The sequence below is a fragment of the Streptomyces reniochalinae genome (genome assembly GCF_003323735.1).
Taxonomy (GTDB): domain Bacteria; phylum Actinomycetota; class Actinomycetes; order Streptomycetales; family Streptomycetaceae; genus Streptomyces; species Streptomyces reniochalinae.
The window spans coordinates 100,107-115,165 of record NZ_QOIM01000030.1 but is presented as its reverse complement, the minus strand read 5'-3'; the positions used below and the strand labels follow the sequence as shown (position 1 = coordinate 115,165).

Annotated in this window: 10 protein-coding genes; 6 read left to right on the top strand and 4 right to left on the bottom strand. The window is 73.4% G+C overall.

What is annotated here, in order from left to right:
• Nucleotides 1–25 precede the first annotated feature (25 nt).
• On the top strand, nt 26–1,192 hold the full coding sequence (locus DQ392_RS11380) for an SWIM zinc finger family protein (RefSeq protein WP_114015578.1): 1,167 nt from the start codon (nt 26–28) through the stop codon (nt 1,190–1,192).
• Nucleotides 1,193–1,849: 657 nt separating this feature from the next.
• Complete coding sequence (locus DQ392_RS11375) at nt 1,850–3,397, top strand: DUF5691 domain-containing protein (RefSeq protein WP_425470511.1); 1,548 nt, start codon at nt 1,850–1,852, stop codon at nt 3,395–3,397.
• A gap of 40 nt (nt 3,398–3,437) precedes the next feature.
• Here DQ392_RS11375 and icmB read toward each other — a convergent pair whose 3' ends face one another.
• Complete coding sequence (gene icmB / locus DQ392_RS11370) at nt 3,438–3,851, bottom strand: coenzyme B12-dependent isobutyryl CoA mutase small subunit (RefSeq protein WP_484421903.1); 414 nt, start codon at nt 3,849–3,851, stop codon at nt 3,438–3,440.
• A 764-nt stretch (nt 3,852–4,615) separates the two neighbouring features.
• Here icmB and DQ392_RS11365 point away from each other — a divergent pair.
• The gene (locus DQ392_RS11365) at nt 4,616–6,490 is read left to right on the top strand and encodes a M23 family metallopeptidase (protein WP_114015433.1); all 1,875 of its coding nucleotides are present in this window, start codon (nt 4,616–4,618) and stop codon (nt 6,488–6,490) included.
• 42 nt (nt 6,491–6,532) lie between these two features.
• Here the strand turns inward: DQ392_RS11365 and DQ392_RS11360 are convergent, their stop codons facing one another.
• Complete coding sequence (locus tag DQ392_RS11360; RefSeq protein ID WP_114015432.1) at nt 6,533–7,036, bottom strand: hypothetical protein; 504 nt, start codon at nt 7,034–7,036, stop codon at nt 6,533–6,535.
• 249 nt (nt 7,037–7,285) lie between these two features.
• Between DQ392_RS11360 and DQ392_RS11355 the strand changes: the two genes are divergently transcribed.
• Nucleotides 7,286–7,951: a TetR-like C-terminal domain-containing protein gene (locus DQ392_RS11355; protein ID WP_114015431.1), complete on the top strand. Its 666-nt coding sequence runs from the start codon at nt 7,286–7,288 to the stop codon at nt 7,949–7,951.
• 6 nt (nt 7,952–7,957) lie between these two features.
• Here DQ392_RS11355 and pcrA read toward each other — a convergent pair whose 3' ends face one another.
• Nucleotides 7,958–10,489, bottom strand: a complete 2,532-nt coding sequence (gene pcrA, locus DQ392_RS11350; protein WP_114015430.1) for a DNA helicase PcrA — start codon at nt 10,487–10,489, stop codon at nt 7,958–7,960.
• A gap of 151 nt (nt 10,490–10,640) precedes the next feature.
• Nucleotides 10,641–10,994, bottom strand: a complete 354-nt coding sequence (locus tag DQ392_RS11345; protein WP_114015429.1) for a hypothetical protein — start codon at nt 10,992–10,994, stop codon at nt 10,641–10,643.
• 304 nt (nt 10,995–11,298) lie between these two features.
• On the opposite strand from DQ392_RS11345, the gene DQ392_RS11340 reads away from it, so the two are divergent.
• On the top strand, nt 11,299–12,540 hold the full coding sequence (locus DQ392_RS11340; RefSeq protein ID WP_114015428.1) for a C40 family peptidase: 1,242 nt from the start codon (nt 11,299–11,301) through the stop codon (nt 12,538–12,540).
• A gap of 1,230 nt (nt 12,541–13,770) precedes the next feature.
• Entirely contained in the window at nt 13,771–14,943 is a 1,173-nt protein-coding gene (locus DQ392_RS11335) for a hypothetical protein (protein ID WP_114015427.1), read from the top strand.
• Nucleotides 14,944–15,059: the final 116 nt, after the last annotated feature.

Sequence of the window (15,059 nt, the reverse complement as noted above, 5' to 3'; positions counted from 1 at the left end):
AGTGGCGGCGCCTACCGTTTTCGGCATGGGTGGACACACGGTCCGCCGGGCGGCGGAGCGAGCAGGCGCGCCGGTACCGGCCGACGACGCGACACTCCGCGCCGAAGGAGAGGGCGCCGGAGCGCAGACGAGCACGTCCGGAGAGGGGAGCTCCGGAGCAGGGACACATAGCCGGACGCGGGGCGGGGGCCGCACCGAGGCGGCGCGCCGTCGTGCCGCACAGCGCGCGGCCCGGATCAGCGCGGGCACCGAGGAGTTGGAGCAGCGGCTGGCCGATCTGCTGCGCGGCGGTCTCGCGGGCGCCGAGCAGGCAGGGTACGCGCCATGGGAGGAGATCGCGGCCCGCATGGTCGACTCCCAGGCGCCGGGCCTGGCCGCGCGGGTACGGGGGCTGGGTTCCGTGGCCGGTTCGGGTGAGGGGTGGCCGGAGCGGCTGCTGGCCGAGTGTGCGCTGCTGCATCTGCTCGCCCGTGCCTGGGAGGGGAGGGACGCGCTGCCGACGCCGCTGGCCGAAACGGTGCGCACCCGGGTGGGTCTGACGGTCGGGACGTCGGAACTTCTCGCGGACGGTGACGCGTTGTTGCGGGACGAGTGGTTGGTGCTCGCCCAGCGCGACACGGAGGAGGGGCGTCTCACGGCCCGGCGCATCTGGCTGTACGGCCGCGCGACGGGGCGGTCGGCGATGCTGCTCTCGTTCGCCGCCGGTGGGCGTGCGCCCGAGACGGAGCTTCCGGTGGGTGCGGTGCTGGACGCCGAACTCGCCTACTACCCCGGCGGCAGCCCGCTGCGGGCGGCGCTCGGGGAGCGGCACGGGGCGCCGCTGCCCGGTTTCCGGCCGACGGGCGGCAGCATCCCGGAAGCCCTGGAGACGTACGCGCGCGCCCTCCACGGCGACCCGTGGCTGGAGGGCTGGCCGTACGTACTGCGGGATGTGGTTCCGATACCCCCGTCCGAGGGCGGCGCGTCTGCCGCGGGGCCGGCCCAGCCCCGGCCCCGGACGGCCACCGGCTGGCAACTGGCCTCGGACGGAGCCGATGTCGCCCTCCCTGTCGCCCCGGAAACCGGCTCAAGGGCCCTGTGGAAGCTGCTGGCCATGTCCGCCGACGGCCCCCTCACGGTCTTCGGCGAGTGCGGTCACCACGGCTTCACCCCGCACACGGCCTGGTTCGAAAGCAGACCCGTCACCCTCTGACGACGGAAGGCGAGACAGCCGGGGAAACCGGAAGGCAGAACTCCGGAAGGCGTGGGTCAGCGGTCGACAGCACGCACGAAAGGGACGAACCACGCGTGCGCTTCGCCCTCGGAGGCTTTCGCCCTGGGACAGGGGAACGAGGAGACGGCGGCGTGAGGGGAGCTGAACGGCGTGTCGGCTGAAACGGAAGTCGGACGGAAGCATCGGGCGAGCGGGCCGCCGGAGACGGTCGAGGCACAGCACGATGCCGTGCCAGTGCCCGGGCTGGAAAGCACGGGTGGGCAACGGGAAGCGCGGGTGCCGCGAGAAGGCGTCGAGCGGGGAGGCGGCGCTGAGCCCAGAGACAGCAACGAACCCAGGGACGGCACCGAGGCGGCGGCGAGGTCGGCGGAAGCGGCAGCGAGGTCGGCGGCGGGAGCCGCCCAGCCGGAAGCGGAGGCGAGGTCGGCGGGAGCCGTCGAACCGGAAGACGGCGGCGGCCCGGAAGCAGCGGCAAGATCGACGAGGGCCACCGAGCCCCCGGGACCAAGCCGAGGCCGGGGGCACGCAGACGGCCTTGACCATGCGGAGCGGGGCCGGCCGGACACAGACGGCCTGCACCAGGCGGGGCGGCGAGACGAGGAACGGGAGGCGGGCGGGCCTGAGTGGGGGGAGTTGGTGTCTGCCGCTCTGCTGGGGGGCGAACGGCGGCGCCCGCCGGGAGGGAGCGCGACGGCGTTGCTGGACGCGGCAGCGGCCGAGACCGTACGCCGTCGCGCCGGCGTACGGCCCGCCGTGCCCCGGCAGCGGCCGCGTCCCGCACCGGAGGACGCGCGGACACCGCTGCCCACAGCGGCCGAGCAGCGGCTGGCCACGCTGCTCGCGGAGCGGGCGGGAAGCGGACCGGGTCACGCGGGCGCGGCGGGGCGGCGCGGCGCCGGCCCCGACCTGGGCGAGTTGCTGCCGCAGTGGCTCGCGGAGGCCAACCGCCGGGGTTACCGCGCCCCGGCGGACCTGCTGCCTGCGCTGCTGGACGCGGCGCGGGCCCGTACGGACCTGCGGGCCGAGACGCTGGCCTTCGCCGGCCCCCGGGCGCTGTGGCTGGCCCGGCACAACCCGGACTGGAGGTTCGCGCTACGGGACGGCGCGCGGCGCCGGATACCGGGTGCGGGCGAGGACCCGGGCGCGGGCGAACGGGTCTGGCAGGAGGGGCTGTTCGCCGAGCGGGTGGCGGTGCTCTCGTCGTTGCGGCGGCACCGGCCGGAGGCGGGGCTGGCCTTGCTGGCCTCGACCTGGCAGACCGAGCGCGCCGAGGACCGGCTGATGTTCCTGGATTCGCTGCGCCAGGGGCTCAGCGAGGCCGACGAACCGTTCCTGGAGCGCGCTCTGGCGGACCGCAGCCGTACGGTGCGGGCGACGGCGGCCGAGTTGCTGGCGGCGCTGCCCGGTTCCGCGCTGGCGGCGCGCATGGCGGAGCGGGCCAGAGCCTGCGTGGCTCCGGACCGGGTGCGTGGCGGCGGCATCGTCGTCGAGGCGCCGCCCGAGTGTGACGCCGGTATGCAGCGCGACGGCGTCATACCGAAGCCGCCCACCGGGCGGGGGGAGCGGGCGTGGTGGCTCGTCCAGTTGGTGGAGGCGTCCCCGTTGGACGTGTGGTGCGAACGGCTGGAGGGGCGGACGCCTGAGCAGATCATCGCCCTGCCGGTCGCCGATGGTTGGCGGGACGACCTGCACGCGGCGTGGTGCGGTGCGGCCGTCAGGCAACGGAACGCCGCGTGGGCGCGTGCGCTGATCGGTGAGCCCATCGAGCCGTTCGCGGAGGGGCCGGGCGATCCGGCCAGATTGTTGTCGGTGCTGCCCGAGGAGGAGCGGGGGGCGTGGGCGGCGCGCTTCATCGCGGCCCACGGGCTGTCGGAGGCGTTCCGCATCTTGGGGGTGTGCGCGGTGCCGTGGTCGCTGCCGCTGGGGCGGTCGGTCGTGGACGCGTTGGAGATCGCCCGGGACGCGGGGAGTTACCCGTGGAGCTTCAGCGGGGTGATGGGGTTGGCGGAGCGCTGTCTGGACCCGTCCGACGCCGAGCGGCTCGCTCCGCTCGCCGCTGTTCCCGACGTGCGGGAGGAGGAGTCTCCGGGGGCCGGGGCGTACTGGGCGGAGTCGTTCCAGCGGCTCGTCAGCACGTTGCGGCTGCGGGGCACGATGCTGGCGGAACTGGGCGAGAGGGGATGATCCTGTTCCGCGGCGCGCAGCCCTGGGCCACTGGCGGGGTTCAGGCGGCCACCGGCCCCACGTGCGTGCGGATCCAGTCGACGACCTCGTTGGTCGTGGCACCGGGGGTGAAGATCTCCGCGACGCCTTGTTCCTTGAGCGGAGGGATGTCCTCTTCGGGGATGATCCCGCCGCCGAACACCTTGATGTCGCCGGCGTCCCGCTCGTGCAGCAGTTCCAGGACGCGGGCGAAGAGGGTGTTGTGCGCACCGGAGAGGATGGAGAGGCCGATGGCGTCGGCGTCCTCCTGGATGGCGGTGCCGACGATCTGCTCCGGGGTCTGGTGCAGGCCGGTGTAGATGACCTCCATACCGGCGTCGCGCAGGGCGCGGGCGATGACCTTGGCGCCCCGGTCATGGCCGTCGAGGCCAGGTTTGGCGACGACCACGCGGATCGGACCGGACACAACCATCATTGCCTCCCTGTTGGACGACCTCCACGACCTCCCGGCCGGGTAGGCCATGGGGGCGTGAACGCACGTTATCTCCAGCATCCCGCAGCCGTCCGTTCCGCGCCCGGAAGGGAGGGAGAAATCACACGCCGGGCCACGGGCCACGGCCGACGGCCGCACGCCCGCGCGCCTCCACCTCCGCGCCCGCCGCTGGGCGCAAGCCGGCGCCCCACCGCGCCCCGGCCGCACCGACCCGCACCGACCCGCACCGACCGTATGGTGCGGCTCGTGTCCCACCGCGCCCCGTGCTCCGACGCGCGTCCGCGGCACGGCGCGCTCCGGGCCGTACACCTCATGCGCCCCCGGCTAGGCGGCGAGACGCAGCGGCGAGGCGGTGGTGTGACGCGGTGACGGCTCAGCGGTGAGGCGCGGAGGCGGGGTGCCAAGGCGAGGCGGCGCGCGGGCGTGTCCGTCGTTTCCCTGGTTCTGCGGGCAGGCGGGGATTCCGTTCGGGTGCGGTGTTTCTGCCCGGTTCCGTACGGAGTTGGCCGTGGGGGGCGGCCGCGCGGCGGGGACGGGGAGGGGCGGTCGGGCACCCCTCGGAGAAGCTCCCGCCTTTCGAACGTAATTCGAACTCAGCGTCTGCTACCCGCCCGTAGTCCGCCGAAAGACGGCTGATTGCCCTTTTCTTGAGCGGCTAAAACCCCCCGAAGATTGTCGCCGTCGCATACCGCCGGGTACAGTCGCCGCACTGCTCCGCCCCTGTCGCCGAGGCGAAAGAGAAGTTGGTGGTGAACGACCGTCATCCGTCGGGAGTCCCGAGTCCCGACGACGACTCCGGTGCCGGCTTCTCGTACGAGCCCTATAGCGGGGACTACGGACAGTCGGCGTACGGCGCGTACGGTGAAGCCGCCTACTCGACGGACCCGCACGGCGGGTACTCCGTCGGCGCCTACGACTCCGCCGCCGGTGCTGCCGTCGACGCTTACGGCTCCCCCGCCGGCGCTTACGCTTCCTACGGCGACGACGACCCGCTCTTCGGTTCCCTTCCGGGAGCCGAGGCGCACGCGGGCGCCGTCCCCCACACCGGGACCGGCAGCTATCCGGGCGGCGGCTGGGAGAACACCCCGGCCGGTTACACCACCTGGGACGGCTCCGGATCCTGGGACGCCGGTTACGGCACTCAGCCCGCGGGGGACTACAGCATTCCGGCGCAGGCGGGACCTGAGCAAGCGCATTACGGCTACCCGGCGCCCGATGACGGGACCGGCCAGTGGACGTTCGGCGTGCAGGACGCCGGCCGGCAGACCGCGGCCTGGGACTCGTCGTCATGGAACGGCGGTTGGGACGCACCCGGTGACGGCACGGCCGGCGTCGGTGCGGTGGACGCCGCGACGGCGGCAGCCCCGACAGCAGCCGGCGCGGGGACGGTCGACTGGTACGCGGCCGAGTGGGACACCGCCGGCTGGGACAACGGCGGCTGGCACGCGGGCGCCTGGGAGTCCGAAGGCCAGGGTGCCGCGTACGGCTACGAGTCCCCCGGGGGCCACGACGGGCTCCAGGCGTACGACGGACTCCAGGCGTACGACGGCTACGGTTTCGACGGCCTGAGCCATGCCCCCGGTCAGGAGCAGCAGTTCGCGCAGGACCCGCCACCTCAGCCCCAGCAGCAGGATGCCACCGCTCAGTGGGACTTCTCCGAACTGGCAAAGCACCAGCAGGCGTACGACGCGGAGCACCAGCACGCGTACGACGAGGCCGACCCGACGCGGGACACGGCCTCGTCCGCCACGTCCCGGGTGGCGGACGAGGACGCGGTGGACAGCGGGCTCCCCGACGAGCACGACGTAGCGGACTCCTCCGCTCCCGCGGCTCTCGGCACGGTCGGCAGTGGGCCGTCCGCGCGGGGGCGCCGGCGCTCGCCCAAGCCCCGCCCCCGCCGTCGCGCGTTGATGACCGTCGCGGTGCCGTCGGTGGCCGTCATGGGTGTGGCGGGCGCGGCAGCGGCCAGCGTGATGGGCAGCGACGACGGTGACGGCGGCACCACAGACAGCGGCACCACCACCGTCGCGGCACCGGACGCCGCACCGGTGAAGCCGTCGAGTGCCAACAGCAAGCTCGACACCCAGCTCGCGGGGCTCTCCGCCGACGCCGACGACTTCGCCGACCGGGCCAGCCGCACTCAGGAACGCATCGACCTCAAGCAGCGCCAGGAGGCCGAGAAGGAGCGCAAGGCGAAGGAGGCGGCGCGCAAGGAAGCGATGCGCCCCAAGTTCGTCCTTCCGGTCAAGAACCACACGCTCAGCGCCCGCTACGGACAGGCCGGGGTCAACTGGATGTCGGTGCACACCGGCATCGACTTCCCCGTCAGCTACGGCACCCCCGTGATGGCGGCCACGGACGGCACCGTCTCGACGAAGTACGACGTGTCGTACGGGAACATGGCCATCGTGACGGCCAAGGACGGCACGCAGACCTGGTACTGCCACCTGAGCAGCAACAAGATCCGGTCGGGGCACGTGAAGGCGGGCGACGTCATCGCCTACTCGGGCAGCTCGGGCAACTCCACGGGCCCGCACCTCCACTTCGAGGTGCGGCCGGGCGGCGGCTCGGCCGTGGACCCGATCCCGTGGCTCCAGAGCAAGGGCCTCCACATCAGCTAGCGGACCCGCCCCCATGGCGGTCCCGGGCCCGCGCCCATCGGTTCAGCTACGGCTGAAGACATCGATGTAGCCGCCCCACTCGGGGCCGTCCCAGCTGATGTTCAGCTTCGACCCGTCCGGCTTGATCTCGACGGTGCCCTTCTCGCGGCCGTCGAGAGGCTTGGCGCAGCGCAGCGCGATGCGCGGCTTCTCGCCCTTCGGGGCGTCGATCTCGCCGGGGCAGGTCGGCTTGCCGGTCGTCTCGGCCTTCGTCCCGTTGATCTTCAGCGTACTGAGGGGGCTTCCCCGGTTGCCCACCCGCCAGGTGCCGTCCAGCCCCGCGGACTTACCGGGCTCCGTCTTGCCGGACTCCCCCGACCCCGCCTCCCCGGACCCCGACTTTCCCGACTCCGACGCACCGGACTCCGACGCACCGGACTCCGTCTTGCCGGACTCCGCTCTGCTGGGCTCCGCCTTGTCGGAGCCCTCGTCTCCGGCGGATCCTCCGCATCCGGCCAGCAGTCCGGCGGCCAGCACCAGGGCGGCGGGGCCCCACTTCCTCCGCATGACAGCGTCTCCTTTCGCACTGCCGGATCGGGTGCGGCTGCCGCGTCATCCGGGGCACTCGCCCGGACCCACCCACCCCTGCTAATGCGCGACTTGACGCATTAGCCGCGAGGGAGACTAGCATGCGGCCCGGCATGCGGCCCGGTACGGAAGGACGGGCGCGGGAGGACGGCGGCGGGTGCGGAGGCCAGTGGCGGGGGCGCGGGCAACAGCTTCAGCGTCTGGTGCCGGGCGGCCGCGGAGGAGGGCATGACACAGCAGCAGGCTCACGGATCAATACGGCCGGGCGGCAGGACGGCCCGCACCCGGACCGCGGTACTCGACGCTGCGCTGGAGAAGTTGGGGGCCGGGCAGTACGCGGAGCTGACCGTCGAAGGGCTGGCTGCCCGAGCCGGGGTGCACCCCTCGACGATCCGCCGGCGCTGGGGCTCGGTGCACGGGGTGGTCCTCGACCTGTTCGACCACATCGCCGGGGAGATCCGCATCCCCGACACCGGCAGCCTGCGCGAGGATCTCCGCCGCCTGGCCGAGGGCATACTGACCCTGTACACGTCCGCGCAGCACCGCAACACCCTGTTCCGCATGGTCGCCGCGGCCACCGCGCATCCCGAGGGTGAGCGGACGGTGCGGGACTTCTTCGCCGCGCGTACCCGCCAGGTGTCCGGCATGGTCCGGCACGCCGCCGCCCGAGGGGAGATCCCTCCGGGCACCGACGTCCTCGCCGTCGTCGAGGCAGTGAGCGCGCCGATCTACTACCGGCTGTTGATCAGCCGCCAGCCGCTGGAGCCCGGGGTGGCGCGGCGGACGGCCGACGCGACCTACCACGCGGCACGCGCGGGCACCTTCATCCGAAGACGCCCCGCGGCCGCGGAGTCCTCCGCCGGAGGCGCCCGGGGCCGCAAGACCTTCCGGTGAACGGGGCTACAGCTTCTCCACCGGCGCGTACCGCAGCAGCAACCGCTTGGGCTTCTCGCCGCCGAAGTCGATGGTGGCCTCGGCGTTGTCACCGCTGCCCTTGACGGCCTGGACGGTGCCCAGGCCGAAGCTGTCGTGGGTGACGCGGTCCCCGACCTGGAGGGAGACCACCGGCCGGTCCGACGTCCGCCGCGTGGCGAAGCCGGACGGGCCCCCGCGCCGGGACGAGGCGCCGGCGGACGAGGACAGGGAGGCGGCGATGCCCGACGGAGCCCCGGCGGTCCCGCTGCCCGCACCCGTCCGCTTCCAGTCGAGGTGCTCCCCCGGGATCTCCTCCAGGAAGCGGGAGGGCGGGTTGTAGGAGGGCTGGCCCCAGGCGCTGCGCAGGGTGGCACGGGTGAGGTACAGCCGTTCCTGGGCGCGCGTGATGCCGACGTAGGCGAGCCTGCGCTCCTCTTCGAGCTCCTTGACCTGACCCAGGGCGCGCATGTGCGGGAACACGCCGTCCTCCATGCCGGTCAGGAAGACGACGGGGAACTCCAAGCCCTTCGCGGTGTGCAGGGTCATGAGCGTGACGACGCCCTCCTCGTCGCCCTCCTCCGGGATCTGGTCGGAGTCGGCGACGAGGGCGACCTGTTCGAGGAAGTCGGCGAGAGTGCCCGCGGACTCCTCCTCACCCCGCTCCTGCTCGAACTCCAGGGCGACGGCGGCGAGCTCCTGGAGGTTCTCGACGCGGGTCTCGTCCTGGGGGTCGGTGGAGGACTGGAGCTCGGCGAGATACCCCGTCTGTTCCAGCACCGCCTCCAGCACCGTGGCAGGCCCGGCCCCGGACTCCACGACGGTGCGCAGCTCCTCCATGAGGACGTTGAAGCGCTTGACGGCGTTGGCCGAGCGTGCCGCCATGCCGTACGCCTCGTCGACGCGGACGAGCGCCTGCGGGAAGGTGATCTTCTCGCGGAGGGCCAACGCCTCGATCATGGCCTCGGCGCGCTCCCCGATGCCGCGCTTGGGTACGTTGAGGATGCGGCGCAGCGGCACCGCGTCCTCCGGGTTGGCCAGCACCCGCAGGTACGCCAGGATGTCGCGGACCTCCCGGCGCTCGTAGAAGCGCACGCCGCCGACGACCTTGTAGGGCAGACCGACGCGGATGAAGATCTCTTCGAAGACACGGGACTGGGCGTTGGTGCGGTAGAAGACGGCGATGTCCCCCGCGCGGACCTTCTCACGGGCCGGCTCGCCGTCCGCCGCCTCCCCGTCCGCGAGGCGGTCGATCTCCTCGGCGACGAACTGGGCTTCGTCATGCTCGGTGTCGGCGACGTACCCGGTGATGCGGGGGCCCGTGCCCGCCCTGGTCCACAGGTTCTTGGGACGGCGGTCGGCGTTGCGTTCGATGACGGCGTTCGCCGCGGACAGGATCGTCTGCGTGGAGCGGTAGTTCTGCTCCAGCAGGATCGTCGTCGCGTCCGGGTAGTCCTCCTCGAACTGGAGGATGTTGCGGATGGTGGCGCCGCGGAAGGCGTAGATCGACTGGTCGGCGTCGCCGACCACGCACAGCTCCGCCTGCTCCTCGGCGGGGCCGACGAGCTCGCGCACCAGCTGGTACTGCGCGTGGTTGGTGTCCTGGTACTCGTCGACGAGGACGTGGCGGAAGCGGCGGCGGTAGTACTCGGCGACGTCGGGGAACGCCTGGAGCAGGTGCACCGTCGTCATGATCAGGTCGTCGAAGTCCAGCGCGTTGGCCTCGCGAAGCCGCGCCTGGTACATCGTGTACGCCTCGGCGAGGGTCTTCTCGAACCCTCCCCCAGACTCCGTCCGGGAGGTGCCCCCGGCCTGCCCGGCGAAGTCCTCCGCGTCGATCAGCTCGTTCTTGAGGTTGGAGACCTTCGCGCTGAACGCCTTGGGCGGGAACCGCTTCGGATCCAGGTCCAGATCGCGGCAGACCAGGGCCATCAGGCGCTTGGAGTCGGCCGCGTCGTAGATCGAGAACGACGAGGTGAAGCCCAGCTTCTTGCTCTCCCGGCGCAGGATGCGCACGCACGCGCTGTGGAAGGTGGACACCCACATCGACTGGGCGCGGGGCCCCACCAGATCGGCGACGCGCTCCTTCATCTCGCCCGCGGCCTTGTTGGTGAAGGTGATGGCGAGGATCTGGCCCGGGTGAACGTTCCGGGCGCCCAGCAGGTAGGCGATGCGGTGGGTGAGCACCCGCGTCTTGCCCGAGCCGGCGCCCGCGACGATGAGCAGCGGGGAACCGGCGTGCAGCACGGCCTCGCGCTGCTGCTCGTTCATCCCCTCCAGGAGCGCGGCGGGGTCGACGACGGAGCGGGGCGCGCCGTCACGGTGGTAGGCGTCACGCCCCGCGGCCGCGCCCGGGCCTGCGAAGGTGCCGTGGAAGAGATCCTCGGGGATCTCCTCCTCCGGGCCCTGGTGCCCGTGCGGTCCGGGGGTCTCGGGGTCCTCGGGCGGGGGCGGCGCGTCCGCCTCGGGGCTCGTGCCGTCGAGGTCCGCCAGGAAGCTGTCGTCGAAGAGGCTGCTCATCGTCGTACGAGTCTAGGCCGACACACCGACACACCTCACGCCCTGTGGAAAACCCGGCCCCGAGCGCTCCGGGTCACCTCCACGGGCGCCCACGGACGGGTAGCGCCCGCAGCCGTGGCACACCCACGGGCCCCGCGGACGGGCGGGAGGGTCACACCCACAGGACGGCGATGAAGATGTTGACCATCGTCAGCAGGCCGACCGCGCCGAACAGCGGGGTGCTCACGCGCTCGTCGTCACGCTTGACGTAGGTGATGCCGAGGATCACGACGAGCAGGGCGAGCTTGACGCCCATCTTGATGTTGTTCACCGGGCTGTCGTCGGCCTGGTGCAGGCCGATCAGGGCGACGCCGGTGACCAGCATGGTCAGCGCCCCGTGGAGCATTCCGGCGCCTATACGGGCCTCACCCTTGCCCATCGCCTTCATCTGCGTGAAGAAACCGCCCAGGAGCGCGGCGATGCCGATGACGTGCAGGCCGACGAAGACATTGATGAGTACGTCCATGCCGGTGAGCGTATCCGGGCGTTTCAGGCGCTCTTAGCACACCCCCACCTTCGCCGTCGAGGCCGACACGGCTTCGGTCGGCTCCGCGCATATGCGCCCGGCACCGTGCGCCCGGCGGCCCTTACCGGACAGAGAAGGGCAGCTTGGGCCGATAAAGATCACTTGCGGTCATTCCCGTGCCCGGCAGCGGGGTCCGCACATAGCGTCCTCGCCAGGTGGCCGCGCCCCGCCGGTCGGCGCGGCCACCCCGGCAGCCGGGCCAGATGTGACCTCAGTGACACCCGATGAGGAAGTGACGGCCCCCATGGCCTCGCACCGCAAACCCCCTCCCCGACCCCGACCGCTCACGGCCGCCCGCGCGGCCCTCACCCTCACCCTCGCCGGTATCGCGGGCGCGACCTCCCTCGGCGGCACCGCCCACGCCGACAAGGCTCCCGCAGGCCAAGCCCCCGCCGACAGGGAGTCCGCCGACCGCGCCCCCGCCGGCAAGGCTCCCTCCGACGAATCTCCCGCGGACAAGGCCGACGTCAAGGCGAAGGTCGACCGGCTCCACCGGGAGGCCGAGAGCGCCACCGAGGCGTACAACGGCGCCCACGGCAAGGCGGAGGCCGCACGCGAGGAACTGGAATCGCTGCGCGACGAGGCCGCCCGCACACAGGCCGGGCTCAACACCGCCCGCGCCGCACTCGGGGGGTACGCCGCCCAGCAGTACCGCGAGGGCAGCGGCGTCTCCCCCACCCTCCGGCTCGCTCTCTCCGCCACCCCGTCCGCCTACCTGGAGCACGCCGCGCTGGCCGAACGGGTCGCGGACCGCAGGGCGACAACCCTGCGCCGCACCGCGGCACGCACCCGGCATCTGGCACAGCTGCGGAAGGAGGCGGCAGGCGCCTCGGACGAGCTGGACCGCTCGGCCGAGGCGGCACGCGGCCACAAGTCCGCCGTCCAGCGCAAGCTGCGCGCCGCACAGCGGCTCCTCGACACCCTCACGGCGCAACAGCGCGCCGACGTCCTCGGCGAACCCGCGGACCCGTCCCCCACGGACGGCGGCCGGAAAGCAAGCCCGTCCGCGACAGAATCCGGACGGGGCGGCCGCGCGGGCGGGACGGGGAACGGCGCCGGGGTCACCAAAAAGAGCGACGCCTCGCCGGCACGCCACCCCGCCGGTGCCGCGACGGCCGGGCGCTCCGCCCGCGCGGTCGCCTTCGCCCACCGCGCCCTCGGCAAGCCGTACGTGTGGGGCGGCACCGGCCCGTCGGGGTACGACTGTTCAGGGCTGACCCAGGCGGCGTGGAAGGCCGCGGGCGTCTCGCTGCCGCGTACGACCTACAGCCAGATCCACGCGGGCACCCGCGTGACCCGCTCCCGGCTCGCGCCGGGCGATCTGGTCTTCTTCTACGACAACGTCAGCCACGTCGGCCTCTACATCGGCGGCGGCCGCATGATCCACGCGCCGCGCCCCGGTACGTCGGTGCGCGTGGCCCCGATCGACCAGATGCCCTTCGCCGGCGCGGTCCGGCCCAGCGGTGCGACGTCAACCGGCGGTTGACCGCCGCTCATCCGTACGAGCACCGCTGGGCGCGGCTATCAACCTCTCTCCAGCAGGATCACCCGGGCCGCGGACGGCCGCAGAAGCCGTCCACCGCCGAGGTGAGGCACAATCCCCTTGCATCACATGGAAGTTGAGAGGCGGGGTTGCACAGTGGCCGTGGACACGGCTCGGGACGGCTCGAAGGGCCCGGACGACGACGAGGACGGCCCCGACGGCGCCGCCCAGCGCACCGACGACGACGCCCGGCGCCCACCCGCCGACTCCGCAACGAGTCCGACCGCCGGAGACACGCGTGGCGCGGGGAGCGCCGGGGCGAAGCAGCGGCGCGCGGAGGAGGGCCGGGACCCAGGCGCCGGTGCGCAGCCCGGCGCTGCGGACCGGGCGCCCCGCAGCACCACGGACGCCACACGCGAGGCGGGCACCACCCGTCAGCCGGGCGCCGCACGCGAGGCGAACGACGGTGACGCCCCCGGTACTCGTGAGGGGGGTCACGGTGCCGGCCGGAGCCCGGAGGGGTCCCGGGTTCCCGGCGCCAGGGGCGGCGAGAACCCCGCGCGATCGGCGGGGCGTTCGGGCTCGCCCGACCCGGCAGCCCCCCGCACGCGCCCGACGGCACCCGGCACCCGCCAGGCGACTCCGGGCACGGGCACACGCAAGGCCCCTCCCGACGCCCGCCCGACGGCATCCGGCCCGCGCGAGACGCCTTCCGGCGCCCGCCCAGCGGCACCCGGCCCACACACGTCACCCTCCGCCGCACGCCCGGCGGCGACCGGCGCGAGCCCGACCGACACGCGCCCCCCGAAGGCGCCTTCTCCTGAGACCCGTTCCCCTGGAACCCGTCCCCCGGAGGCACGCCCCGCAGAGGCGCGCAGCGCACAGGCGCGCCGCAGCGAAGCACGGCCCGCTGACCGCGCCCCGCGTCAGGAGCCGGCCGCACGGCCGGAGGGCACGGCCACAGCGGCGAGCACAAGCGCGACGGGCACCGGCACCGGCACGACAGGCGCAGGCACGGACACAGGTTCAGGTGCCGGTCGGCGGCGGCCTCCTCGGGTGGAGCTGCCGCTGGGCGGCGCCGGGAGGCCGCACCGGGCGGGCCCGGAGTCGGCGTGGTCCCAGACGGGGGCGCGGCCCGAGGCGGGTCGTACCTCCCGCGCCACCGATTCCTCCGCCGCGCCCTGCCAGTGCGAGAACTGTCCGAGCAGTGCTCGCCATGAGCACCGCAGGGCGGTGGAGGCGTTCGTGCGGCGGCGGGACGAGTTGGCTGACGGTGAGGGCGTGCCGGTCGGTCTCGCGCACTCGGCGGGGGCCTCGCGCCAGTGGGTGTCCGACGAGTTGACCCGGGCTGCGCGTGAGGTGGCCGACCGGAGGCGTGCGGAGGGTGAGGCGTGGGTGGCGCGGCTGTGGCGGCGCACCGTCCTCGCCGTGTGGGCGGCGGTCGGTGTGCTGCTGCTGGTGCAGTTGCTGACCGCTCTGGCCGACGGCTGGTCGGTGGGCCGAACGGCCGGTCTGGTGGCGGCGCTGGTCTCGGCCGTCCTGCTGTCGACGGCCGCGTGGCTGCACCGGGCACGCGGCGGGGTGCTGGCGCCTGTCCTCGGTGAGGACAACCGGCTGTCCACCTCACGTACGGTGGCCGCCGCCTGGGTGCTGCTGTCCGTCTTCGCCGTGCTGGTCCTGGCCGTCGAACTGGCGGCGGCCCCGGACGCGGGGGCGCGCGGTGACCTGCTGGCGGGGCTCGGTCTTGCGCGGGGTGCGGGGATGGTCACGGTCGTGGCCCTGACGTGCGCGGTCGCCGTCGTGGTGCGCCGGACGGTGACCGTACGGGTACAGGGCAGGCGGTTGCAGAAGGTGCGGGCCGACCGTCCGCGCGCCGCTGACCTGCTCACGGACGACGCGGGCCGTGGCGCGTTCTCCGATGTGCAGTACGTGCTGGTCAGCGCGGCCGCCGTGGTCTTCGCCGCCGTCCGGTTGGCCGGGCAGCCGGACCGGTTGCCCGACCTGCCGTGGGGGCTGGCGCTCCTGGTCGTCGTCTCGACCGTGACGTACCTGGCGGGCAAGTACGCCGAGAGCAGCCGTCCCGTGGTGCTGTCGGTGGTGCGTGCGCGCGAGGTGGGCGACCTGCACGCGCCGATCAGGACGGGGGACGACATCGAGATCCGCGGCACGGGCTTCGTCCCGGTGGGGGCCACAGAGCCCGACCGGCTCTCCCGCATGGTGGTGCGCATCGGTACCGTCCATGTGCACGCCCCGCTCATCCCCGTGCGTGGCGGTTTCGCCAGCCCCGCCGACACGGCGCTGACGGTGCCCGTTCCCGTGGAGGTCGAACCGGGGCGCGTGGAGGTGCAGGTGGTGACGGCGGCCGGTGCCGAGACGAACCGCTATCCGATCGACGTGGTGGAGTAGCGCCCCGGGCGCCCACCCCGGCACCCCACTCCCGACCCCGGCGTCGCACGCCGCCGTCCCTCCGCTCGCGCACTTGCCAGGTGGCCAGGGCGTGTGGGAAGAATCGCGGCCACACC